Origin of the sequence: Proteiniborus sp. MB09-C3, from assembly GCF_030263895.1 — a bacterium.
In the GTDB taxonomy this organism is placed as follows: Bacteria; Bacillota; Clostridia; order Tissierellales; family Proteiniboraceae; genus Proteiniborus.
The window spans coordinates 534879-560660 of record NZ_CP127161.1 but is presented as its reverse complement, the minus strand read 5'-3'; the positions used below and the strand labels follow the sequence as shown (position 1 = coordinate 560660).

The following is a 25782-nucleotide window of genomic DNA, read 5'->3' as shown; positions in this document are numbered from 1 at the left end:
CCTTCCAAGTTATTTTAACAATAAAACAAAAAATCCCTACATGTCGAAAAGGCATGGAGAGATATGGGCTTACATGCAATAATCTGGTGGCCCAGCTACCATGGTCATTTGACTTTAGGCCTGTAGCCTTGCGTCCTTATTTTTCAATAAGTTTACCTTTTTCAAAAATTATCCTGCTAGCTTTGTTTTATCACCAAAATATTATACCAAAATCTTTATTTTATGTCTGCAAAATATCGTTGATTAATAGAGTGTTTTCCTAATTATGTGCTTTTTAGTACTTTAGTACTATAGCTAAGATTTAATAGCTTTGCATTATTTTTTTATTATTGTTTCATCTAATTGAGATTATAGTATAATGAAAAAGCTGAGAATTCTCAGCTTTTTCATTTCAAATATATAAATATTCCTAGAAAGTGCATTACACTTCCGCCTAGTACAAATAAATGCCATATAGCATGGTTATAAGGAATTTTCTTTACTGAATAAAATATTGTTCCTAATGTATAGACTATTCCACCTGCCAATAACCAAATGAAAAATCCTTTCGGCACCATCTGCAGCATAGGCCTTACTGCTATAACTACTATCCAGCCCATAAGCACATACATAAGTACAGAAACCATTTTAAACTTATCGAATTTATTATAGGTGAATATCTTAAATCCTATGCCAAATAACGCTATAGTCCATACAGCAACTAATATACCTATTCTCCAATATCCTGTCATAGATAGCAATGTAACTGGAGTATAAGTACCTGCAATAAATAAAAATATTGAAGAATGGTCAAATACTCTAAGTATCTTTTTTATTTTTTCATTTTGAAAGCTATGATATAGGGTTGAAGATGTATACAGACAGATGGAGCAAAATCCATATATGCTGAAGGCCACTATTGATATTGTACTTTTATCCCAAATAGCATATATGAGCAAAATAGTCAAAGTGACTACGCTAAATAGAACACCTACGCCGTGAGTTATGCTGCTGGCTATTTCCTCCTTTATAGAGTAAGCCTTCTTTGAAATTTCATTAACTCCCAAAGATTTATTTAATTCATTCATTAAATCACTCTCCTCTTTTAATATCTCTAAATATATTATACACCATGTAGTATTAAAAAACACTAGTAGTAGTATTAAAAAACACCATAAATATAAAAAAATCAGGAATCTAAACTCCTGATTTTTTTCAATGCCGCAATAAACCCGCAGTTATCTGCGGGTCTAAACATTTAGCTATCCTCTTAAGTCAACCTTTAAAGGCCTTCCTTTTTCATTTAATGTAATCTTAGTGATCTTGACCAATTTTTTCTCATCATTGATCTTGTCGCATTCAAGTACTTGATATGTCTTGGAAGTATCTCCATTAGCTTTATAAACATCACCAAGTAATTTAAAAAATGAGTATGGATGATCTGGATCTTTTAGACAAATCATTGATGAATTTTGTTTTAACATAGTGTCAGTAATTAACTTTGCATAATCAATATCCTTAAGATCTCCAATTAAATAGTATTCAGCTTCATCAGCTAAGTCTTCGAAGCTTTTAACCTGCTTCATTGAAGAATTTCCCTTAGCTACAGCACCTATTGTAGCAAAAAGAGGTAGAATTCCCCATCCTTTGTGACCTGAAACCACAAAAGAGTCTTTATTAGCTACTGCTTCTTCGATATAGCTTGCAAATGCTTCTGTCATAAATTCTTGGTCTACTAATTTTTTCAACATTGGATTCATATAATCACTCCATCAAAAAATTATAACTATTTTTATAGTTTTGTCATATTGTTATTTTTTTATCCAGCAATATAAAAATTCAGGCAAGGAGCATGCCTTACCTGAATTTAAGATTAATATTTATTTACTCCATTTTAAGATAAGGTCTTTTGCTGCCTTAGCTTCATCTATTCTTCTAACTGGTGTATTATGTGGTGCTTCTTTTAACAGATTAGGATCTTTTTCTGCTTCTTCAGCTATCTTAATCATAGTTTCTATGAAGCCATCCAGTGTTTCAACGCTTTCTGTTTCAGTAGGTTCTACCATTATTGCTTGATCAACAATTAATGGGAAGTATACTGTTGGTGGATGGTAGCCATAGTCTAGAAGCCTCTTAGCAATATCTAGTGTAGCTACTTCTAAATTATCTTCCTTTAGCCCACCTAATACAAACTCATGCTTACAGATTTGGTCTAATGGTAGGTAGTAGTGATCCTTAAGCTTATTCATAATATAATTTGCATTAAGAACAGCTGTTTCACTTGCTTCCTTAAGACCTTCTGCACCCATTGACAATATATAGGTATATGCTCTAACCATCACTCCAAAATGTCCATAGAAGCCCTTCATTTTGCCTATTGAATCTGGACAATCATAATTTAGAGTATACATATCACCCTTTTTCTCTATCATTGGACATGGAAGGAACTTAATAAAATCTTCTTTTACTCCAACTGGGCCACTTCCAGGTCCTCCGCCACCATGAGGTGTTGAGAAGGTTTTGTGTAGATTGTAGTGCATTACATCAAAGCCCATATCTCCAGGTCTTGTAATACCCATGATAGCATTCATATTAGCGCCATCATAGTATAATAGACCGCCTGCCTCATGTACTAAATCAGCTATCTCTTTTATATTCTTTTCAAACAATCCAAGAGTACTTGGATTTGTGAGCATAAGACCTGCAATTTCATCACTTAATACAGCTTTAAGTGCCTCTATATCTACTGCACCATGTTTATCTGATTTTATCTCTACAATATCAAACCCTGCAACTTGTGCACTTGAAGGATTTGTACCGTGAGCTGAGTCTGGAACTATTATTTTAGTTCTCTTGCTATCTCCTCTAGAAGCATGATAAGCTCTTATAATCATAAGTCCTGTAAGCTCACCATGTGCCCCAGCTGCTGGCTGTAAAGTTGTTCTAGCCATACCTGATATTTCTGAAAGATATGTTTCAAGGTTATACATAAGCTCTAGTGCGCCTTGTACAGTTTCTTCAGGTTGATATGGATGTAGGTCAGCAAATCCATCAAGAGCTGCCATATCTTCATTTATTTTAGGGTTATATTTCATAGTACATGAACCTAATGGATAAAATCCTGTATCTACCCCATAGTTTTTATTTGAAAGATTAACAAAGTGTCTCACCACGTCAACTTCACTTACTTCTGGTAAATCAACCTCTCTCTCATTTAAAAATTGGCTTGGTATGATTGAATCTAGTGAAAGCTCATTTACATCATTTTGGGGAAGGCTATAGGCTGTTCTTCCTTCCTTGGAGATTTCAAATATCAAGCTATCGTAATTTCTTAGCATATTACATCACCTCCAAAGCGCCAATTAGCTTATCAATTTCTTCTTTTGTTCTCTTTTCTGTTACACAGAAAAGAAGCCCATTATTTAACTCGTTGTATTCTTTTCTAAGCTCATATCCACCAAGAATACCTTTATTTAGAAGCTCTTTATTAACTTTGCTAGCATCTATATCGCTTGAAACTACAAATTCTTTAAAGAATGGCTTATCGAATAATGGCTTAAATTTACCGGACTTAACCATTTCATTATAAGCATAATGTGCTTTTTGTGTGCTTTGTAGTGCAACTTCTCTAAGCCCTTTCTTACCCATTGTTACCATGTATATAGCTGCCATAACCATGTTCAAGCCTTGGTTAGAGCATATATTGGAAGTAGCCTTATATCTTCTTATATGCTGCTCTCTTGCTTGAAGAGTAAGTACAAAGGATCTCCTTCCATCCACATCTACAGACTGGCCAACTATTCTTCCAGGAAGCTTTCTGACAAGCTTTGAAGTAGCAGCTAAAAATCCTAGATGTGGTCCACCATAGTTTAGCCTATTTCCAAGAGATTGTCCTTCACCTACTACTATATCTGCCCCTAATTCTCCAGGAGTTTTTAATATTCCTAGTGAAATAGGGTCAACATACATAATTAGGTTTCCTTTATTTTCATGGATAACCTTTTCAACTTCAGTTACATCCTCTAGTATTCCAAAGAAATTTGGACTTTGAACTATAACTCCAGCAGTATTTTTATCTACTAGAGATTTTAATTTTTCTACATCTGTAACGCCGTCGGCCATATCCACTTCTATTATTTCAATATCTCTTACTTTCAGATAAGTTCTAAGAACTTTTCTAGTTTCAGGATTAACTGTCTTTGATACAATAATAGATTTACGTCTAGTATTTTCGCAGGCCATTATAGCCGCCTCTGCCGTTGCAGTAGGTCCATCATACATAGATGCATTAGTTACATCCATACCTGTGATACTAGTTATCATAGTTTGATATTCGAATATTACCTGTAGCGTTCCTTGGCTTATTTCTGGCTGATAAGGAGTATAAGCAGTATAGAATTCAGACCTCATAGCAAGATGCTTTACTATTGAAGGTATGTAGTGATCGTATGCTCCTGCTCCTAGAAAGCACACTAATTCTTCTACACTTTTATTTTTATCTGTAAGGTTTTCCATATGCCTTACAATCTCCATCTCAGACATTGATTCACAAATATTAAGCTTTCTATTTAATTTTAAGTTATCTGGTATGTCTGAAAACAAATCGCTGACAGAGCTTACACCAATGCTTTCAAGCATTCGCTTCTTATCAGCCTCCGTATTTGGTATATATCTATGCATACTATTCCTCCTTACTACAGAAGTCTTCGTATTCCTCAGCATTCATTAATTCTTCAAGTTCTGATTCATCTGAAAGCTCAATTTTAGCAATCCAGTTCGCATATGGATCTTCGTTAAGTAGGCCTGGTTCTCCCTCTAGCTCTTCATTTGCTTCAACTACTTTACCTGATACAGGAAGATAAGAATCTGAAGCTGCTTTAACTGATTCAACTACTGAGAAAACATCTCCTGAATTCAGTTCATCGTCAACTTGTGGTAATTCAACATAAACAATCTCTCCTAGTTTATGTTGTGCAAAATCTGTAATTCCAATATAAGCTTCCTTTCCTTCTACCTTAATCCACTCATGATCATTTGAATATAAAAGACCTTCAACTATTTTCATAAAAAAATTCCTCCTTAATTTTAGTATTATTTGTTAATTTGTACTACTGAAGTTTATCTTATTTCTTGTAATGTTTTTGATAAAATCTCTTATCTACTACTTTTGCTTTTAAGCTCCTATTTCTTACTTGTATATCAATTGGAGTATCAAGCTTAGTATAGTCCATATCAAGCATTGCAAATCCTATGTTTTTCTTTAAAGTAGGTGAAAAATATCCTGTTGTCACGAAGCCTATTTTCTTTCCATCTGCATAAACTTCGTATCCGTGTCTAGGAACACCTCTATCGATCATTTCAAATCCTACTATTTTTCTTTTTAATCCTTCTGCTTTTTGCTTTGCTAAGGCATCTTTTCCTATAAAGTTTTCTTTGCTTAGTTTTACGAACATTCCATATCCTGCTTCTAATGGAGTAATATCCTTACCAAGTTCATTTCCATAAAGAGGGAGAGTTGCTTCAAATCTTAGTGTATCTCTTGAGCCAAGTCCTGCTGGTTTAAGTCCTTCTTCTTTTCCAGCCTCCATCAGCTTATCCCATAGAGCTTCTGCATGCTCATTATCAAAATAGATTTCAAATCCATCTTCTCCTGTATATCCTGTTCTTGATATTAAACAATTTGCTCCTGATACATTTACATCTCTTTTTAGATGGAAAAAGCCTATTTCAGAAAGATCTGTATCAGTTAGCTTTTGAAGAATCTTCTGAGCATTAGGTCCTTGAATAGCAACTTCAGATATATCATCTGAAAGATTCTTAATATTAACATCATAGCCTTTTGCATTTTCATTAATCCAGTCCACGTCTTTTTGAACATTAGCTGCATTAATTACAAGGAAATAATGGTCTTCTGAGAATTTGTAAACTAAAAGGTCGTCTACAACTCCTCCTTCTGGATAGCACATAAAGCTATATGCTATTTGATTGTCATTAAGTACTGAAATGTCGTTTGTAACTAAGTATTGAACAAAATCCAATGCTTGTGGTCCTGTAACGTCTACTTCTCCCATGTGTGAAACATCAAATAATCCTGCTTGTGTTCTTACTGCCTCATGTTCTTGCGTTAAACCCTCATACTGTACTGGTAATGCCCATCCTGAATAATCAACTATCTTGCCACCATACTTTAGATGTGCATTGTAAAGCGATGTTTTTCTTGGTTCTGCCAAAATAACTCCTCCCTTCAAATTTTAAAGTTACTTTATTGTGCTTATGGCTAATGTTAATTATGTGATTAAATAAAACATTATATTCACTTTTAAAAGGACATAGTATAGGTATAATATACCCAAATAATAAATAAATCTTACAACATATAATTATACAAATAAAATGTATCAAAAAAGGAATATAACAGCATAGAAGCATTATAAAGCCATGTGCCATTATATTCCTCTGTTTCCTAACCTGAGAGCTTCTGTATCTTATATAATACATTTCTCCTTCGGCGCCGAATAATCGGACTCTTCAGAGTTCCATCTGATGACGATACTTTTGCCTGAAAGTTTCTATAAAAAACCGGCTCATCTTATATTGCTTCTTCGGCTATCTTATTATATAAAGATATCTCACGCCACCTTCATCTAGATACCTAATTCTATTGTGTTTTCCTATTCGTCTTAAATCATAATATAATTTCTAAAAAATATCAATAATTGTTATATTTTTAACTTCTTAATCGTTAAAAAATTAACTATAGCTGCTGAAATTACCTTATATATTATATTTAAGTAGGTTGACGTAATATCTTATGTTATCTTTATTTTAAGTCATATTTATTTGTTACTTTTATACTGCTTATATTAGATAATATTATAATTTCTAGAAAATATCAATAATTATTGCTAAAACTTATTAGGTTTTGTTAAAAAAATCACCATATTTCTTTTTATCGGATTAATAAAAATGTGATAGAATAAAAAATGTAGTGTCATAAATAAAATACAAGCTATTTAAAACTATAGAAGACTTTTGGAGGTAAACGTATATGAGTAATAAATGGTGGGACATGGTTAAAGATTTTCAAATGAAGTTTGGGCATCCTTATAGAGATACTCCTAAGCTTCTCGATGCTGATAGGGTATCTAAAAGATATAACTGGATGCTTGAAGAAATAGATGAGTTTAAAGAAGCAAATGATATTTATGAGCAGGCAGATGCAATGATAGATTTAATGTATTTTGCTTTAGGGACCCTTGTTGAAATGGGGGTCAAGCCTGATAAAATATTTGAAATAGTACATACTGCTAATATGGACAAGCTGTGGAGCGATGGAAAGCCTCACTACAAGGAAGATGGAAAGACCGTTAAACCTGAAGGTTGGGAAGATCCCTATCCAAGAATAAAAAAAGAAATAGACAGTCAAGCTAAATAACATGTAAAATCCTTAATTAGCAGGAGGTAAATAAAATAATTATTTACCTCCTGCTCAACTATGCATTTACATTAGCACCTCTATTGATTTTATTTAATGCGTACATCAATGATGGAATAAATATTAACTGTATAACTATGCCAGGAAGTCCTGTTATTATTCCTCCCTTAACAAATGTAAGGGCCTTCAACTGTACTCCAAAATTTGATGCCAACACAAATACTACTATACCTGCTACTATTCTACCAGCTATCATGGCTATAATAAGCGAGGGTATAGAAGAAAGCTTTAATTTTCTAGTAGCTATGGAAGCAGCTAATCCATAAGTTCCTAGTTCAAAAATCATTATTACTCCCATAGGAAATAAAACTGGCATTCCTGTAAGCGTACCACTAACTAGTGGAGTAATAATACCTAACAATAGGGCTAGATATGGCGGTAATACAAATCCTCCTATTAAAACTGGTATATGCATAGGTAAAAATACTGGTCCTGTTCCTCCAAATAGGTGGAATATCATTGGAAAAACCAGTCCTAAAGCTAATAGTAATCCTGTTAATACTAAATCCTTTGTTGAAAATTTTTTATTCATTTTCTTACCTCCCAAAAAAATTAACCATGAAAGTTTCCTTCTTGGAAAAAACCTTCATGGTCTTATTTTTCTAATATTGTCTTCACTTTTTTAAGCAATTCATCAAAGAGTTGTTTTAATTGATAGCCTTCAAGCCCTATTATTTCAAAATTACATTTACTTACTGGCAATAAAAGCTTTTTAGCTCTGCTGCTTGCAACTGCTTCTGCCATTTTGGGACTTATTTCTCCCATCATTGCATTTGCTGCAATTATTGCCATAGGCCCAATAATAATATCCACCTTGTCGCTCATCCATATTATTGCATTTTCACCTGTAGCTCCATCATTACCTCCGGCTTTTAGCATATTTGCTGTGGCTTGGGAATTCGTCCCCAGTACAATGATTTCAATATCATCTCTTTTTAAAGACTTCAGTCTTTCTACTATTTGACAGCCTATGCCTCCACCTTTTCCATCTATTACGGCGATTTTCATACTATGCCCTCTTTTTCATATTATCTAGAAATTCAGATATTTTTTGAACTAACTCTGTTGGACTATCTACCTTTTGAGATAGTTTCTCTACTGGACACATATCTGTTTTATCTCTATTTTTAATATATGGTGAGCTTTCATCATAAAAAAACTTGATACTACTATCTTCAAATATTTTAATGGCCTCGCTAGAAATAAGCCTTGTATAAAGCTCCTTTATATCTGCATATTTGCATAGAATTGCGGCTGCCTTTCCTATGACTTTATCTGCTACGCTTGCTCCCTTCAACTCCTCTTTAAGCTCACGTACTGCAGTATATATAGGCTTTATTCCCTTATCAATACTTGTAAATAGAATTTTTCCCTCTTTTACTATGGCTAAAGTAAGCTCTTTTTCTTCGAGGATTTCTTTAGCCAATTCCAAATCTTTCATCTGCTCAGCTCCTGATTCTTGAATATGAATATATAATACCAAATTTTATTGTATTTTTCAATTTTATTATTAGTGCTTAAAAACTTCTTAGCTAATTGCTCTAACAGCAAGCATAATTTTTATAATTGTCTTAAACTTCACAAATTTCCCTTGATTTTATGTTATATTTTGTAGTATTATGTAAGTGTTTGTGTAAGTTTCGTGAAAAAAAATAACAAATGGAGGGTAAAAATGTCGATTGTCCTAAATACAGTACAAACCATAGCACTACTAATTTCCTTTATTCTCTTGGGCTACTTTATAAAGAGTAAAGTCCCTATTCTAAACAGGCTATATATTCCAGCACCTTTTATAGGTGGACTTTTATTGTCAATACTTATGTATGTCCTTTCTCCAAAGATAAAAATATCTATCAACTTTTCACTATTCACCGTATTTTTTGCTGGTTTTTTTGCTTCAATAGGGTTGCGTGTAGATAAAAACATTTTCAAGAACGGGATATTTAAGCAAATGGTTTTTCTGGTCATAGTAGTATCAGTTGCTATTATGCAAAATGTATTCATTATCATACTTGGAAAAATCTTTAGTCTTCCAAAGAAAGATATGATTATGTTTAGCTCTCTCAATTTAGTAGGAGACCATTCGTTCGCACAAAACGCTGTTGCACTGGTGGGTGATAATGGAACCGCCTTCTTATCTACTCTTTCTGGTGTTTCAGTATTTTGTGTTATTCTAGCAATTATATCATCTACTATAGTGTTTAAGCTCTTAGAGCCTAAGGCAGATTTTTCAGAGATAGCTAAAACTCCTAATCCAACCTTTACTACCTCAGAGCTTCTAAAATATCTTTTAATATTGTTTGCTGCAACAGGTATTGCTTATATTCCTACTCAATTAGGATTCGGAAAAATATTATCTCCTTTGGGAGGAGGGCTCTTTGCCGGTATTATAATCAGATTCATTTTGGACAAGCTCAATATTTTTAATATACAGTTTTCACATATGAATTTTATTGGCAACATATTTTTATCATTGCTATTAGTTACGGGTTTCGCTTCTTTAGATATATCGACATTAAGTATGCTAACACCCAAAGCCATTTTAATAGTTTTAATGCAGATATCTTGGCTAATTGCTTTTTCATATTTCATAGTTTTTAAAATCTATGGAAAAAATACACTTGCTGCTTACATAGCTACGGGATTAACTGCTATTGGAATTGGATTTCCTCCGAACTCCTTGTCAAGTATTCAGTGTTGTAGTGAAGAAAAAGGAGTTATACCTGATTTGATTTTTATTGTCCCACCTATTGGATCCTGGCTCATAGGTTTAATAAATCCTCATATAGTAAATTGGTTTTTTAGTTTTTAATATAATTTTTAATAAGCTGATGCTCTGGTATAGCAGATCATCAGCTTATTTTATAACTCATAATAAAATACGTTTCAACAAAACCCTTCACGATTTCAAAACTTCAATTAAGGCCTTTCGTTATTGTATTAGCTAATCTCCCTGAGTATCTAGTTCTAAAAGCTCTGAAACAGTTACAAAGCTAAATCCCCTTTTCTTCAACTCAGGTAATATTATCTCTAGTGCTTCAATTGCTTCACATTCACCTTCTGCATAATCATGTAATAGTATAATATCTCCATTCTGTGCATTTGATAAAATCTTCATTACAATATTATCTACTCCTGGATGATTCCAGTCTAAGGAATCCTGTGTTTCTGTCCATAGAATTATCCTATATTCGCTTTCCTTCAATACATTTAGTAATTTTTCACTATAGAAACCAAAAGGCGGTCTAAATAATCTAGGACTTTCTCCTGTTATCTTAAAAATAATATCTTGAGTTTTTTCTATCTCGCTCTTTATAACTTCCTCAGAGGATTTTTTTATATCTACATGACTATAAGAATGGTTCCCTATTTCATGTCCTTCTTCTTTTACCTGCAACAATGTTTTTGAATACCACTCTGCATGTTTTCCTAAAACAAAAAAGGTAGCCTTTGCATTATTCTCTCTTAAAACATCTAAAACTTTAGGCGTAAATCTGGGATGTGGTCCATCATCAAAAGTTATTGCTATGACTTTTTCATATGTAATTCCTTTCCTGATCACCTCTTTTTCTTCGACACGATGACTTACCACATCAATTATGTTTTTGAAAGAGCTTATAGATTTGTCTTTCCAAAAAATTATTGTGCTTAAAATCATTATAATAACTATAAGTACTTTGACAATAGTGTTGTTATTCATAAACATCACCTTTTATTTTATATATTTATATTTTTACTTTCTAAATGAATTGCATTATAATTATATGCAGTCTTTTGTTACACTAATGCTTTAAATAAACTCAAACTAAATAGTAAATATTGAATATATCTTTTACATACAATAAAATGATATTAGATAGCTTTTTAGCAAACCTAATGAATGGGGGTATTTGTATATGAATTGGTTTGTACCTACACTCTCTATACTTCTTGTGCTGAATGTTTTCTTAGCCTTCATATTAATTTTTCTTGAGAGAAAAGATCCTTCCGCTACATGGGCTTGGCTTATGGTTTTGCTCTTAGTCCCATACTTAGGCTTTATACTTTATCTAACTTTAGGTCAAAATCTTAGTAGGCAAAAAATATTTGACACAAAAACAGAAGAGGATCAGATGATAGGAAAAGTCCTATTAGAACAAATGTCATATATACAAAATAATGAAATAGTTTTCAATGATGAAGAAATGATAAATTATCAAGATATGATAAGAATGCAGCTTATTAGCGATGACTCAATATTCACTCAGGATAATGAAGTCGAAATATTTACAGATGGTAATGAAAAATTTGCTGCACTTCTTGATTCCATAGAAAAAGCAAATGACCATATCCATATGCTCTATTACATAATTAAAAATGATAGCCTTGGTAAAAAAATTGTGGCTGCTCTTACAAAAAAAGCTGCTGAGGGAGTTGAAGTAAGACTTCTTTATGACGCACTTGGGGGAAGAACTCTTCCTAAAAGATTTTTTAATGAATTAATTAAAGCCGGTGGAAAAGTAGCATCATTTTTTCCTTCTAAAATACCTCTCATTAATTTAAGGATTAATTATAGAAATCATAGAAAGCTTGCAATCATAGACGGCAAATGTGGCTTTATAGGAGGCTTCAATATTGGAAATGAATATTTAGGACTGAGCAAAAAATTTGGATATTGGAGAGACACACACCTTAAAATAGAAGGCAGTGCCGTACTTATGATGCAAACAAGATTTTTTCTTGACTGGAGACATGCATCAAAGGAAAAAACTGCATATGATGAAAAATACTATCCATTAATACAGTCTAAGGGAAAAACAGGAATACAAATTGTCTCCAGTGGTCCAGACTCAGAACAGGAGCAAATAAAAATTGGCTATATTAAAATGATAGCTTCGGCAAGAGAAAGTATATATATTCAAACACCATATTTTGTTCCAGATCAAAGTATACTGGAAGCTCTTAAAATTGCTTCCCTTTCCGGAGTCGATGTAAAGATAATGATACCAAATAAGCCAGACCACATGTTTGTTTACTGGGCATCCTACTCATATATAGGAGAATTGCTAGATTCTGGAATAAAGGCTTATACTTACGAAAATGGATTTATACATGCAAAAACAATAGTAGTAGATGGAAAAATAGCCTCCGTTGGAACTGCAAATATCGATGTAAGAAGCTTTAAATTGAATTTTGAGGTAAATGCCTTCATTTATGATACTAAAACATCTACAAGGCTTAAAGAAATATTTGAGAACGATTTAAAGGTTTGCAACGAAATAACTATAGAAGAATACAAAAAACGCTCTAAAGTAATTATTTTTAAGGAATCTATTTCAAGACTACTTTCTCCTGTACTTTAATTTCCTCTATTGTACTTCCTAAAACTATATATCAAAAGTAGTTACAAGGGTATTTTAGAATTTTTTCTAAAACACCCTTTTCATTTAGCTCAATGTGGAACTCTTTAAAGTACTTTTCTGTGTTTTTGAATTTGTATATATCAAATAGACAAAAACCATATTTAACAAAAGGCATACTGGAATAGTATAATATGCCTTAGGAACTCCTATACAGTCATTTAACCATCCAATAATAAAGTTTACAGCCATACTTATAGCTGATGAAGCAGTGGTTAGTATCCCGATGATATAGGTGGTGTTTTTCTTGAACACTTCATTTGTTGATAGTATAAGTGTAGGAAAAATAATTGAAAAGAAAAGCCCTGAAAATCCAATTAATATTAACCCTTTTTGTCCGACTGCAAGTCCTATGATATAAAATAAAAATGCTAGCACCGAGGATATGAGTACAGTCTTAACAGTACCTAGTTTTTCAACTATAAATCCGCCTAAAAGCCTTCCTAAAGCATATGTTCCGAAAAATAATGTAGTATAATAAGTCCCCTGATTTTCATTATATTTATAGGTTTCCCTCATATAATTAACAAACCAATTCCCAGTGCCTATTTCAGCAGCCACATAAAGACCTAAGGATATCATATAAAAATAAATAAGCTTATGCTTGAATATAGACCTGTAGTCAATCTTTTTGTCTTCCTTAGACTTGTTTACAGAGGGCATCTTTACAAAAATAAATGCAATAAAAACTATAAAATATAGTATTGATATGCATAAATACATAGTTCGCCATTCTATTCCCTTAAATAAAAGTAAACCTGCAGATTTCTGTGTTATAGTAGCACCTATTCCATAGCAAAAATGTACTAGGTTCATAATTACAGCCTGAAAGCTTACAGCTATTATAGGTATCGCTGTATTTATTGCTAAGCCTATGAAGGCCCATCCAGCATTCAATAGAAACATTCCTACTAGTAAAACTGCAAAGTTAGGACTGAGGTACAATGTAACTAGGGAAAGAATCGTTAAAGCTATGCCCATACTTATAACCTTCTTGTGTCCCATAGTTTCACATATCATTCCTCCTAAATAAGCAAAGATTATATATCCTATTGAGCCTACAACTATCATGACTCCCATATGGGTATCCTTCACTAAGAAATCCGCTTTAAAAGAGGGTATAAATACTCCTCTTAGATTGTCGGCTATTGCAGATAAAATCATAATAGCAAACATAAATGCAATAATTAGATAATTGGTTTTTTCTTTTATCTTGCTCATTTTGCCTCACCATTAGTCAATATCTCTTTTAAAGCCTCAATAACAATCTCCTCCTAATGATTTTCATTATCTACTATTTTATCAAAAATCACTAACTTTTGTAATAATAAACCTTAATCTATTTTTCTCTTAATTTTCTAAAAAAGTCTTTCATTATTTCAGAGCTTTCTTTTTCCATTACTCCCCAAGTAATATCAGCTCTATGATTAAAGCTTTGGTTTTGTATTATATTGATTATAGAGCCACAGGCGCCCATTTTAGGGTCTTTAGCCCCTATAACTACTCTTTCTATTCTTGAGTTGACAATGGCTCCTGCACACATGGCACAGGGCTCTAAAGTTACGTACATAGTGCAATCAATTAGCCTCCATCCACCTAAAAATTCACTGGCTTTTTTAATTGCTATTATTTCAGCATGAGCAGTAGGATCCCTTAAAATTTCTCTCATATTATATCCTGTGGCTATGATTTTATGGTTATTTACAATAATAGCACCGACAGGTACCTCGCCGATGCTATAAGCTTTATATGCTTCATCTATTGCAATTTTCATGAAATATTCATCCATATTTTCACCTTCAAAAAATAATAGTGGCGCACCCGAGAGGAGTCGAACCTCCGACCTACGCCTTAGGAGGGCGTCGCTCTATCCTACTGAGCTACGGGAGCACCTTAATATCATACCCATATATTATATGATATTATTGCATCTATGTCAATTATATAATATTACTTAATTACCAGGTTAAGTAAAAGGCTCTAGCTTTGCATAATAGCTCATCTAGGCCTTTTAAAATCATCTATTTTAGTCAACTTAAATAAAAAGCCATATGACAATTAGAATAATAATAGAAGCATTCTAGTCATTACTAAATATACATCACTTGGTTTTTACCCTTTAAACTTTCATTCTTCTGGCTTCTAACATCTGCCCCTATAAGATTCTCAATTCCAATTTCTAACCTTTAGTTGGTTTTTTATTTCTTAACGATCTTCTCAACGCCGCCCATATATGGTCTTAAAGCTTCTGGAATAACTACACTACCATCTTCCTGTTGGAAGTTTTCAAGAATTGCTGCCAAAGTTCTTCCTACAGCAAGACCTGATCCATTTAGTGTATGGACATATTCTACCTTTCCTGTTTCCTTATCTCTATATTTTAGATTTGCCCTTCTTGCTTGGAAATCTTCGAAGTTACTACAAGAGGAAATTTCCACATATCTGTTATAGCTAGGCATCCATACCTCTATATCGTAAGTTTTAGCAGATGAAAATCCTATATCTCCTGTACATAGCTCTACTACCCTATATGGGATATTTAATAGCTGCAAGACTTTTTCTGCATTGTTAGTCAATCTTTCTAATTCATCGTATGATGTCTTTGGTTTAACTAACTTCACAAGCTCTACCTTGTCAAACTGATGATTTCTTATAAGACCTCTAGTATCTCTTCCTGCTGAACCTGCCTCTTGCCTAAAGCAAGGTGTATATGCAGTATAATATACCGGAAGTTGGGTTTCATCTAGTATTTCATCCCTATGAATATTTGTAACTGGTACTTCCGCAGTAGGCACAAGGAAAAAGTCCTTGTCAGGAATCTTGAATGCATCCTCTTCAAATTTTGGAAGCTGTCCAGTACCAGTCATACTAGCTCTATTTACCATAAATGGTGGTGATATTTCCGTGTATCCGTGTTCATTAGTATGGAGGTTTAGCATAAAGTTTATTATAGCTCTCTCTAAAGTAGCTCCCAATCTCTTAAATAGAGTAAATCTAGCGCCTGTAATCTTTGAAGCTCTCTCAAAGTCTAAAATATCAAGATTTGTACCTATATCCCAATGCGCCTTAAGCTCGAATTCAAATTTTCTAGGCTCTCCCCATTTTCTAATCTCTACATTATCTTCATCACTAGAGCCTACTGCAATATTTGGATTTGGAATATTAGGTATTCTAAGAAGCAAATCATTAAGCTGGGCATCTACTTCTTTTACATCGCTGTCATAATCCTTGATTTTTTGAGATAGCTCCTTCATTTCATTTAGTACTTCTGTAGCATCTTTTCCTTCTTTTTTTAATTTAGGAACCTCTTTTGACACTTGATTTTGCCTTGCCTTCATTTCTTCTACCTTTACTAATACCTGTCTTCTCTTCTCATCCAATTCCACTATTTTGTCTATGTCAAACTCTCCATTTCTTTTGGCAAGACCTTTTTTTACTTCTTCAGCATTTAACCTAATCCGTCTAATATCTAACATTTTAACTCCTCCTAAAATAATTTATTATATAATAATCACTGCTTATAAGGTTCAGATATAGATTCTTCACACCTTCGAATAGGTAATATCATCTTGAGCTTGCGAAATATCTATACTCTTACTTTAGCTGTTCAATAAATAAAAAACTCCCGTCCCCTATATTTCTCATATAAGGGACGAGAGACTTCTCCCGTGTTGCCACCCTAGTTAACTAAACAACAATTTTAGCTCACTCTTTGCAGTTATCCCCTGCTTAGGTTTTACCTTTTCAGTAAAATACTCAAGGATGGATTCAATATTTAATACCACCAATTTTCACCAGCCATTGGCTCTCTAAAGATATTAATATATTTACTATTTCCTGTCATTGTATGATATTATTTTAAGTCGTATTATAACACAATGAGTTTAAAATTACAACATATTTTTATAAAATATTTTTATAAAAGGTATTTCCAGCTCCTACATCATTCAACTTAGCAGCTATCAATACAAACATTTTACTATTATATGCAAACTAATCCTAATAACTAGCAACGCCACTATCACTAATTATTCTAATACTATTATCATCATTACTCTAACTCATTATACCAACAATAACTTCATTTGTAGTTGAAAGTCCTTTATTACATAAAATCCCCAAATTCTTAATGGTTTCTTCAACTGTTCCACCTAAAATACCAGTATTAGCCTTTGCAATTACATTTTCACAAGCCAGATATGCTGCTAATACTGCCTCTCCAGCAGATGTTGAAAGCTTAAGAGCACAAGTTTCCTTAGCACCATCACAAAGCATTCCAGTAAGATTTGCCATCATATTTTGTACTGCTCCTGCAATTTGGTTATCGTCTCCTCCTAACATCCATGCTATTGCAGCACTAGCACCTACTCCTGCGGCAATAGCACATCCACAAAGCGCAGAAAGTTTTCCAGTATACTGTTTTACAAACTTATTTATTATATGTGCATAAAATATAGCCCTATATAGCTTTTCTTTTTCGATTTCTCTTTCCTCTGCCACAACAACTATTGGAAGAATGACACCTAACCCTTGATTGCCGCTACCTGCACTAGTCATAATAGGACAATCTCCTCCTCCCATTCTAATATCAGCTCCTGCTGCAGTAAGAATTCTAGCTTTTTGAGAAGCATCTGCCGATAGTTTGCCTTGTTTCTGAAGAATTAGCAGTGAAGCCCCCCAGCCTAAGCCTTTTTTGCTCTTAAGACCTTGCTCGGCCGCCATCTTATTCATACGTATTCCATCTTCTATAAAGCTCAATTCATTTATATCTACTTTCTCACATATTTCACGCAATTCCTTGAAACTGAAATTCTCTAGAAAACCAGTAGTAGTCTGTTCCTTATTATCTATTTTATCCTCATATATAAGCTCTCCATTTACTCTTATTGCTTCTATATGATCATGACTATTCTTTAATACCACCTCTACAGTGCTATCAGCACTCTTCATAATTATCTCTACATAGACATCTGGTGTATTCAAAGCCCAACTGACTCTTACTGCATTTTTTAAAATCATTTTATGAGCTCTGTCTATGTCTTCTTGATTAATGTTCTTAAATATGCAAAGTCCATCTTCTGGATCTCCACAAATAGCTCCTAATGCTGCTGCTAAATCTAGACCCCATTCTTTAGTATTAGGAATCATAACTGATTTTCCATTTTTAAATATGCTAAGGCTTACGTTAACAGTTATATGTTCTATATGACCTTCTAAATGTTTTCTAGCTATGGAAGAAGCATAAGCTACTGCTACAGGCTCAGTGCATCCAATAGCAGGAATCGTATCCTTTTTAACCATATCCAATAATATATTTACTGTATTCTTATCAATATTCATTCTATAGTCAACCTTTCCATATTAGTAGTATTTGAATTATATTTTCATATAAAAAAGAGTCTCATAACTATGACTGAATTATTGCAAATACTGTGCCAAAAATAAACTGATGGCTATAAGCTAATAAAACATTGATTTATTCCTATTTAAGGAGATTATTCTTATAATATTCTCATTCGCATTTTTGCGAAATTATTTGATATACTCTTCATTCAAAAATTAAAACCAAGGTATACAAAGTATTTACCTTGGTTTTCGCATTTTTGCAAATTGATTCTCATTTTTGCAAATTATATCTCATCAATTTTCTATATAGTGTAGATAAGTTTATATCCAAAATATCCGAAATTTCTTGTTTTGCCTGAGTTGAATCACCATATTCTGTTAACATAGATTGAAGAAGTTTTTTTTCATATAGCTCAACTCTATCTTTAAGTGTTCTTCTAGATTTATTTTCATATGTTTTGCAGTCATTAAATGATTTTTTTAATGTAGTTGGTAAATTGTCAAAGGTTATTATTTCACCCTTCGTTATATTTACAGAATACTCTACAACATTTTCAAGCTCTCTAATATTTCCTGGCCAATTATATTTCAGGAAAGTTTCTTTGACTTCATTGGAAAAAAACTTCTTTTGCTTCTCTAGCTTGCAGCAATACTTTTCAAGTAAGTAATCACAAAGTATGAGTATATCTTTATCTCTATTCCTCAATGGCGGAATATGAATAGGTATTACATTTAGTCTATAATATAAATCGTCTCTAAACTGTCCTTCGTCAACCATTTTTTCTAAGTCTCTATTTGTAGCTGCTATTAGCCTGAAGTTTACTGTTATAAGTTCTTTTCCACCAATTCTCATAAAAGCTTGCTCCTGCAGCACTCGTAATAGCTTAGGCTGTAAGTGCAGTGGAAGATCTCCTATCTCGTCTAGAAAAAGTGTGCCTCCATTTGCAAGCTCAAATTTCCCCATTTGTCCTTCTTTTCTTGCACCAGTAAAGGCACCTCCCTCATAGCCAAATAGCTCGCTTTCAAGAAGATTTTCTGGTATAGATGCACAATTTATGGCGACAAATGGAAAATTGTTTCTATTGCTTGTATGGTGTATAGATCTAGCAAAGAGCTCTTTTCCTGTCCCACTTTCCCCTCTCAGGAGTACAGTAGAATTACTTTCTGCTATCTGGTATGCCATGTCCTTGACTCTAACTATTTCATTACTATCCCCTATAATGGAATTAAAATTAATTGGATTTTGTACTTCTATAAGCTTGTAAGCATTTCTAACTAAATCACTAGTTTCATGGATTTCTAGTATATTACTTGCTCTTTTTCCATCTACAACTACAGGCATATTTTTTATGATAAAGCTCTTTTTCTTATCCTGCACACTGATTCTTTTTTCCTGAGGATTTATGTTATCAAATTCAATGTCTATATCATGCAATATATCTTTCAAAGACTTATTTATAATATCATTTTCGGAAACTTTAAGATCTCTTTGTGCTTTCAAGTTTGCAAACTTAATTTTTTCTTTATCATCTATACATATAATTCCATCATCAAGACTATTGATAATTTTTCTTGTCTCTTCTTCCTTTATGGTTAACTCTGCTATAGTATCATAATAGTTTAGTTTACCTACCAGTAGATCGCATAGTTTATTTAGAAAAACTACAAGCGAATTATAGCTGTGCTCTATTCTCTCTTTTTGCTCTTCATCGAAGGCATTAACTCCTATAGCTCCTAATATTTCGCCATTTCTCATTATTGGATAACCTAGAGTTGCTAATTCAGTACATTCTCCTTTAGCAGAACAGTGGCTACAGATTTCATCCACATCAGGAGTATCAATAAAAAGTGGTTTTTTACTATTGATAATAAGCTCAAATGAACATTTTTTAGGTATTTTTTGCCCTATACTACTTTTATATTTACCTGTAGCTGCTATTCTGTTTAAACTCTCATCAATAATTGTAACATCAACATTTAATACAGCAGATATTGCCTCTGCAACCTCTTGAACTGAATCTTGTATCTTATATAGAGACAATTTTTATCTCCCCTTATTATAGCTTTTTCTCTATAATTATATCATAGTTGTTCAGTTTTCACTTTCATTTTAGTAATTACTATATTCCCTCAATATTTTTAGATAATTCATATTCTCATATGTCTTAAAGAATATGTAAATATTCGAAGGATGAATGTATGTATTTGATCATTATGTTAATAATCAAAATATAGTCTAAAAATATAACGGGGGTTCAGTAAATGAATAATATCGATATAGTTGCTCAGCTTAGTAATATGAAGGATGTTGATTATAGGAATACTTTAGCCATAGCAAGCATAATAGAAATTCTTATTGAAAAGGAAATAATTAAAAGAAATGATATTGCCATAAAAGCTAGACAATTGGATTCAATGTCAATTGAAGAAGTGCAGTTATTGAGAATATCCAATAGGGGCCAAAATTAAGTTTAGCTGCTTGATATTTGTATTTGCAGTCTCGCAACACAAATTTATTTATTCCCTAACGCTCAAATAAATTTGGTCCTAACGGACAAGAAACAAAATCAAAATTGGTGTAATTACAGTACTCAGAAACTTGTTTTCTGAGCCTCATTAATTCTTTCTATAAAAATATTTCAAGCAATTGGTTTAGGTCACAAAAAACTAAGGGTGCCAATAATTAGCACCCTTAACTTTTGTAAATAAAATGTATACTGAATAAGATATATATTTTTTTGAATCTTCTATGTACCTTCTATTTTTTATTTGTTTTGCCAGCGTTTTAGTTTTGGAAAAAATTCTTGCATCATATGTCTTGCGGATTCTTCTGTCATTCCATTGTATGCTGATACCATATGAGGAATACAAATCTCGATCATTCCATTCATGCTAACATCGGCTGTAAATTCTCCATCTTTAATACAATAGATACAGTAATCCTTACTCTTGCTTCCATCTGAATTTAAACCATACAATTCATCAGTTTCTCCCATTGGCATTCCACAACTTTGACAAAATCTCATGTTATCCATTTTATACCTCCGATTTAATGTTTTTTAGTTTTTTACTTGTCATCATTATACCAAGTATAATATGACGGCTATATGTCATATTGGGAATAAAGCTTCAAGTTTTTATAAACTCATAAATATAAAGAGGAATTAAAGCTTATGAATAACAATCAAAAAAATATATCTAGATGCCAACTTATTTCCGATTATTTACTTAAGACTGATTTTTATATACATAATGCCTTGTCACATTTATGCATAAAATATTGCACTTTATTTTTCATTTATCGAATACCCTTTTTCTTCTAGTTTCATTAGAATTTTTTCGTATATTTCCATACTAGGAACTTCTATAGTATGAATATGAACACCTTCAGTAAGAGAAGATAATGGTTCCGCTTTTTCCTTTTTTAAGCTTTTTACAAATTCGTCTATTTCTATTCTTGAGCCAAGCATAAGTGAGCTTTTTATTTCACCATAAATAGGATGGTCTACTATTACATCAATAACTTTTCCACCCATATCAATAATGGTCTTTAGTTCATCATCTATTTCATCATAGCCTTTATGCTTACATACTATTGTTTTTAATATTTTCTCTTTGGGAGACTTTGTGACTATCATATATCCTTGGGGAGTTGCAAATATTTCTTCACCTTTTGCTCTAAGTATGGCTATATCTTGAACTATTACTTGTCTGCTCACATTAAACATTTTAGAAAATTCTGCACCTTTTATCGGTTGATCTTTACCTTCTAGAACTTGAACTATCGCCTCTCGCCTTTTTTCAGAATCCATAATCCTAATCACTCCTAAAAACTTATAATTCCGTACCTTTATTATATTATTAGAAATGCTAGTTGTCTAGTTCTTATGACCTAACCCAACTTTTCATATGCAACAAGTACCAACTTTATTGTATATTTATGATAAAGGTATCCATTAGAGCCAATTTTGCGCGACCCTTAGGAAATGAATAAATTTATATTGCAAAACTACAAAAATATGGTTGAACATAAAAATAACCCAATCTCTAAGATAAGGTCAAAAAATAAAAAAATCCAGCAACGTCCTGCTTTCCTTATGACCTAACCCGATTTCTTCGAGTGCTTCTATCGAAGAAATTGATGGTAGGTCAAACGCAACGAGAACCAAATTTATGTGAGCTTTAGCGAACTAATAAATTTGTGTTTCGAGACTGCGCGAGTATATTACTGGCTGTACATAGTTTTAATTTCCCAAAAAACAATAAATCCAGCAACGTCCTACTCTCCCAGGCGGTCTCCCACCAAGTACCATCAGCGCTGAAGGGCTTAACTTCTGTGTTCGGTATGGGAACAGGTGTGACCCCTTCGCTATTGTCACTGGATTTATGCCCTAATTTAATAAGGCTTCATATATTTAATTTAAGGCTTATACCTTAAAAACTACACAGCGTCCATATTTCTGGTCAAGCCCTCGACCTATTAGTATCGTTTAGCTTAAAGCATTGCTGCTCTTACACCTACGACCTATCAACCAGTTAGTCTTTCTGGGGTCTTACTCTGTTTACCAGATGGGAAATCTTTTCTTAAGGGGGGCTTCGCGCTTAGATGCCTTCAGCGCTTATCCCTACCAGACTTGGCTACTCAGCCATGCCCTTGGCAGGACAACTGATACACTAGTGGTCTGTCCATTCCGGTCCTCTCGTACTAGGAACAGCTCCTTTCAAATTTCCTACGCCCACGACAGATAGGGACCGAACTGTCTCACGACGTTCTGAACCCAGCTCGCGTGCCTCTTTAATGGGCGAACAGCCCAACCCTTGGAACCTGCTACAGCTCCAGGATGAGACGAGCCGACATCGAGGTGCCAAACCTCCCCGTCGATGTGGACTCTTGGGGGAGATAAGCCTGTTATCCCCGGGTAGCTTTTATCCGTTGAGCGATGGCCCTTCCACTCGGCGCCACCGGATCACTAAGTCCAACTTTCGTTCCTGCTCGACTTGTAGGTCTCGCAGTCAAGCTCCCTTCTGCCTTTACACTCTTCTGCACGATTTCCGACCGTGCTGAGGGAACCTTTGAGCGCCTCCGTTACTTTTTAGGAGGCGACCGCCCCAGTCAAACTGCCCAACTGACAGTGTCCCAAAACCAGTTTCATGGCCTATGGTTAGAACTTCAGTATCATAAGGGTGGTATCCCAACGACGACTCCACCAATGCTGGCGCACTGATTTCTCTGTCTCCCACCTATTCTGTACATAGGATACCAAAATCCAATGTCAGCTTGCAGTAAAGCTCCACGGGGTCTTTCCGTCTAGTCGCGGGTAACTCGCATCTTCACGAGTACTACAATTTCACCGGATCTCTTGTTGAGACAGTGCCCAGATCGTTACACCTTTCGTGCGGGTCGGAACTTACCCGACAAGGAATTTCGCTACCTTAGGACCGTTATAGTTACGGCCGCCGTTTACTGGGGCTTAAGTTCTTACCTTCGCTTGCGCTAAGCATTCCCCTTAACCTTCCAGCACCGGGCAGGTGTCAGCCCCTATACTTCATCTTTCGATTTAGCAGAGACCTGTGTTTTTGGTAAACAGTCGCCTGGGCCTATTCACTGCGGCCAGAAGGAGGCTTATGTGGCTTGCACTTCACCTCCCTCGGCACCCCTTCTCCCGAAGTTACGGGGTTAATTTGCCGAGTTCCTTAACAAGAGTTCTTCCGCTCATCTTAGGATTCTCTCCTCGCCTACCTGTGTCGGTTTGCGGTACGGGTACCTTTAGGCTTGATAGAAGCTTTTCTTGGCAGTGTGGATTCAGTTAGTTCGCTACTTGTATTTCGCTCCCCATCACTTCTCAGGATATTGTATCTACGGATTTGCCTTTAGATACTCCCTACTTGCTTAGGCACACTCAACCAACGGTGTGCTTAACCTATCCTCCTGCGTCACTCCTTCTCTTTTAGCGCCTTCTGGTAGTACAGGAATTTCAACCTGTTGTCCATCGCCTACGCCTTTTGGCCTGGGCTTAGGTCCCGACTAACCCTGAGTGGACGAGCCTTCCTCAGGAAACCTTAGGCTTTCGATGGGTGAGATTCTCACTCACCTCTCGCTACTCATGCCAACATTCTCTCTTGTATACTGTCCACTACTCCTTTCGGTATAGCTTCTACCTGTATACAATGCTCCTCTACCACTGTCGTAGATTCAATGCTACCCTTAAGTTTTCACTTAACTAGAATCTGGCCGAAGGCTTTTATTGTAGCCTTTTGTGGCCTTCGGCAAAGCTTTCTTTGCCCTTTACTTTAAGAGTAATATTGAATCTACGACAATCCACATCTTCGGTGACTAGTTTGAGCCCCGGTAATCTTCGGCGCAAGACCACTCGACCAGTGAGCTATTACGCACTCTTTGAATGTGTGGCTGCTTCTAAGCCAACATCCTGGTTGTCTGTGTAGTCTTACATCCTTTCCCACTTAACTTGTACTTTGGGACCTTAGATGGTGGTCTGGGCTGTTTCCCTTTTGACTATGAAACTTATCTCACATAGTCTGACTCCCAAGTATATGACTGTGGCATTCGGAGTTTGATAGGTTTTGGTAACGCATGCGCGCCCCTAGACCAGTCAGTGCTCTACCTCCACGTCACTTTCCTTGAGGCTAGCCCTAAAGCTATTTCGAGGAGAACCAGCTATATCCGGGTTCGATTGGAATTTCACCGCTACCCACAGGTCATCCGATAGCTTTTAAACGCTAAGCGGTTCGGTCCTCCATTGAGTTTTACCTCAACTTCAACCTGCCCATGGGTAGGTCACCCGGTTTCGGGTCTACGACATGCAACTTAATCGCCCTATTTAGACTCGGTTTCCCTACGGCTCCATACCTTAAGTACTTAACCTTGCTGCATATCGTAACTCGTTGGCCCGTTCTACAAAAAGTACGCGGTCGTTCATATATAGAACTTCCACTGCTTGTAAACATAGGGTTTCAGGTTCTTTTTCACTCCCCTCCCGGGGTTCTTTTCACCTTTCCCTCACGGTACTATTCTCTATCGGTCACTAGGTAGTATTTAGCCTTGGGGGGTGGGCCCCCCTGCTTCCCACAAGGTTTCTCGTGTCTCGTGGTACTCTGGATCTCAGCTGGCGGGTTTTCTATTTCGTATACTGGACTTTCACCTTCTGTGGTGGGCCTTTCCAGACCTCTTCTACTATAGATTATCCCTACCGTTTTGCTGGTCCGCAACCCCAGTAAAGTTACCTCTACTGGTTTGGGCTCTTCCCCGTTCGCTCGCCGCTACTTAGGGAATCGATGTTTCTTTCTCTTCCTCAGGGTACTTAGATGTTTCAGTTCCCCTGGTCTGCCTTCTATCTACCTATGGATTCAGTAGATGATTCCTAAGGTTCTCCTTAGGTGGGTTTCCCCATTCGGATATCTACGGATCTATGTCTACTTGCGACTCCCCGTAGCATTTCGGTGCTTATCCCGTCCTTCTTCGGCTCCTAGTGCCAAGGCATTCACCCTATGCTCTTAGTATCTTGACCAGATGCTGCAATTACCCAAATCTTTGATTTGGTGTAA

General features: G+C 34.8%; 21 protein-coding genes, 1 tRNA gene, 2 rRNA genes, 2 riboswitches and 1 other annotated feature. Of the genes, 4 read left to right on the top strand and 20 right to left on the bottom strand.

The genetic code is table 11. The features are described from left to right. Nucleotides 1-82 precede the first annotated feature (82 nt). A riboswitch (cyclic di-GMP riboswitch) is annotated at nt 83-167 on the bottom strand. A gap of 219 nt (nt 168-386) precedes the next feature. The 6 genes from trhA to gcvT form a co-directional block, all read right to left on the bottom strand. Continuing rightward, complete coding sequence (trhA, locus tag QO263_RS02675; protein WP_285626144.1) at nt 387-1067, bottom strand: PAQR family membrane homeostasis protein TrhA; 681 nt, start codon at nt 1065-1067, stop codon at nt 387-389. A 174-nt stretch (nt 1068-1241) separates the two neighbouring features. Beyond that, nucleotides 1242-1739 (bottom strand): hypothetical protein, encoded by a 498-nt coding sequence (locus tag QO263_RS02670; protein WP_285626142.1) that lies wholly within the window; start codon nt 1737-1739, stop codon nt 1242-1244. Nucleotides 1740-1859: 120 nt separating this feature from the next. Beyond that, the gene (gene gcvPB / locus QO263_RS02665; RefSeq protein ID WP_285626140.1) at nt 1860-3317 is read right to left on the bottom strand and encodes an aminomethyl-transferring glycine dehydrogenase subunit GcvPB; all 1458 of its coding nucleotides are present in this window, start codon (nt 3315-3317) and stop codon (nt 1860-1862) included. A gap of 1 nt (nt 3318) precedes the next feature. Next, nucleotides 3319-4659, bottom strand: coding sequence for an aminomethyl-transferring glycine dehydrogenase subunit GcvPA (gene gcvPA / locus QO263_RS02660; RefSeq protein ID WP_285626137.1), 1341 nt, complete (start codon nt 4657-4659; stop codon nt 3319-3321). Between the two features lies 1 nt (nt 4660). Further along, the gene (gcvH, locus tag QO263_RS02655) at nt 4661-5044 is read right to left on the bottom strand and encodes a glycine cleavage system protein GcvH (protein WP_285626134.1); all 384 of its coding nucleotides are present in this window, start codon (nt 5042-5044) and stop codon (nt 4661-4663) included. A gap of 58 nt (nt 5045-5102) precedes the next feature. Then, nucleotides 5103-6209 (bottom strand): glycine cleavage system aminomethyltransferase GcvT, encoded by a 1107-nt coding sequence (gene gcvT, locus QO263_RS02650; RefSeq protein ID WP_285626132.1) that lies wholly within the window; start codon nt 6207-6209, stop codon nt 5103-5105. A 216-nt stretch (nt 6210-6425) separates the two neighbouring features. Further along, nucleotides 6426-6521: riboswitch (glycine riboswitch) on the bottom strand. Between the two features lie 506 nt (nt 6522-7027). On the opposite strand from gcvT, the gene QO263_RS02645 reads away from it, so the two are divergent. After that, a complete protein-coding gene (locus tag QO263_RS02645) occupies nt 7028-7414 on the top strand; it encodes a pyrophosphohydrolase domain-containing protein (RefSeq protein WP_285626130.1) in 387 nt (128 codons plus the stop codon). A 58-nt stretch (nt 7415-7472) separates the two neighbouring features. Here the strand turns inward: QO263_RS02645 and QO263_RS02640 are convergent, their stop codons facing one another. The 3 genes from QO263_RS02640 to QO263_RS02630 all read right to left on the bottom strand — a co-directional run bounded on the left by QO263_RS02640 (nt 7473) and on the right by QO263_RS02630 (nt 8915). Next, the gene (locus QO263_RS02640) at nt 7473-8006 is read right to left on the bottom strand and encodes an ECF transporter S component (protein ID WP_285626127.1); all 534 of its coding nucleotides are present in this window, start codon (nt 8004-8006) and stop codon (nt 7473-7475) included. A 62-nt stretch (nt 8007-8068) separates the two neighbouring features. Continuing rightward, a complete protein-coding gene (locus tag QO263_RS02635) occupies nt 8069-8482 on the bottom strand; it encodes a DUF3842 family protein (protein ID WP_285626124.1) in 414 nt (137 codons plus the stop codon). Nucleotide 8483: 1 nt separating this feature from the next. Then, nucleotides 8484-8915, bottom strand: a complete 432-nt coding sequence (locus QO263_RS02630; RefSeq protein WP_285626122.1) for a DUF1893 domain-containing protein — start codon at nt 8913-8915, stop codon at nt 8484-8486. 231 nt (nt 8916-9146) lie between these two features. Here QO263_RS02630 and QO263_RS02625 point away from each other — a divergent pair, with 231 nt between their 5' ends. Next, nucleotides 9147-10286 carry a sodium/glutamate symporter gene (locus QO263_RS02625; protein ID WP_285626120.1) on the top strand — a complete coding sequence of 380 codons (1140 nt, stop codon included), beginning with the start codon at nt 9147-9149 and terminating at the stop codon, nt 10284-10286. 132 nt (nt 10287-10418) lie between these two features. Here the strand turns inward: QO263_RS02625 and QO263_RS02620 are convergent, their stop codons facing one another. After that, nucleotides 10419-11174, bottom strand: a complete 756-nt coding sequence (locus tag QO263_RS02620) for a polysaccharide deacetylase family protein (protein ID WP_285626117.1) — start codon at nt 11172-11174, stop codon at nt 10419-10421. Between the two features lie 196 nt (nt 11175-11370). On the opposite strand from QO263_RS02620, the gene cls reads away from it, so the two are divergent. Further along, on the top strand, nt 11371-12816 hold the full coding sequence (cls, locus tag QO263_RS02615; RefSeq protein ID WP_285626115.1) for a cardiolipin synthase: 1446 nt from the start codon (nt 11371-11373) through the stop codon (nt 12814-12816). An 84-nt stretch (nt 12817-12900) separates the two neighbouring features. Here cls and QO263_RS02610 read toward each other — a convergent pair whose 3' ends face one another. From QO263_RS02610 to QO263_RS02585, 6 genes are all read right to left on the bottom strand, one after another. Then, nucleotides 12901-14094 (bottom strand): MFS transporter, encoded by a 1194-nt coding sequence (locus tag QO263_RS02610; RefSeq protein ID WP_285626114.1) that lies wholly within the window; start codon nt 14092-14094, stop codon nt 12901-12903. A 118-nt stretch (nt 14095-14212) separates the two neighbouring features. Then, nucleotides 14213-14662: a tRNA adenosine(34) deaminase TadA gene (tadA, locus tag QO263_RS02605; protein WP_285626112.1), complete on the bottom strand. Its 450-nt coding sequence runs from the start codon at nt 14660-14662 to the stop codon at nt 14213-14215. Nucleotides 14663-14686: 24 nt separating this feature from the next. Further along, nucleotides 14687-14763: transfer RNA gene (locus QO263_RS02600), tRNA-Arg, on the bottom strand. 308 nt (nt 14764-15071) lie between these two features. Then, complete coding sequence (gene serS / locus QO263_RS02595; RefSeq protein ID WP_285626110.1) at nt 15072-16349, bottom strand: serine--tRNA ligase; 1278 nt, start codon at nt 16347-16349, stop codon at nt 15072-15074. 169 nt (nt 16350-16518) lie between these two features. Next, nucleotides 16519-16726, bottom strand: a binding site (T-box leader). Between the two features lie 203 nt (nt 16727-16929). Continuing rightward, entirely contained in the window at nt 16930-18213 is a 1284-nt protein-coding gene (locus QO263_RS02590; RefSeq protein WP_285626108.1) for an L-cysteine desulfidase family protein, read from the bottom strand. A 277-nt stretch (nt 18214-18490) separates the two neighbouring features. After that, nucleotides 18491-20260, bottom strand: a complete 1770-nt coding sequence (locus QO263_RS02585; RefSeq protein ID WP_285626106.1) for a sigma-54-dependent Fis family transcriptional regulator — start codon at nt 20258-20260, stop codon at nt 18491-18493. 221 nt (nt 20261-20481) lie between these two features. Here QO263_RS02585 and QO263_RS02580 point away from each other — a divergent pair, with 221 nt between their 5' ends. Then, nucleotides 20482-20688, top strand: a complete 207-nt coding sequence (locus tag QO263_RS02580; protein ID WP_285626104.1) for a hypothetical protein — start codon at nt 20482-20484, stop codon at nt 20686-20688. Nucleotides 20689-20984: 296 nt separating this feature from the next. Here QO263_RS02580 and QO263_RS02575 read toward each other — a convergent pair whose 3' ends face one another. The 4 genes from QO263_RS02575 to QO263_RS02560 form a co-directional block, all read right to left on the bottom strand. Then, complete coding sequence (locus tag QO263_RS02575; RefSeq protein WP_285626102.1) at nt 20985-21254, bottom strand: zinc ribbon domain-containing protein; 270 nt, start codon at nt 21252-21254, stop codon at nt 20985-20987. 252 nt (nt 21255-21506) lie between these two features. After that, nucleotides 21507-22031: a transcription repressor NadR gene (locus tag QO263_RS02570; RefSeq protein WP_285626101.1), complete on the bottom strand. Its 525-nt coding sequence runs from the start codon at nt 22029-22031 to the stop codon at nt 21507-21509. A 454-nt stretch (nt 22032-22485) separates the two neighbouring features. Continuing rightward, nucleotides 22486-22602, bottom strand: a 5S ribosomal RNA gene (gene rrf, locus QO263_RS02565). A gap of 77 nt (nt 22603-22679) precedes the next feature. Then, nucleotides 22680-25745 (bottom strand): 23S ribosomal RNA (locus tag QO263_RS02560). Between the last annotated feature and the right edge of the window lie 37 nt (nt 25746-25782).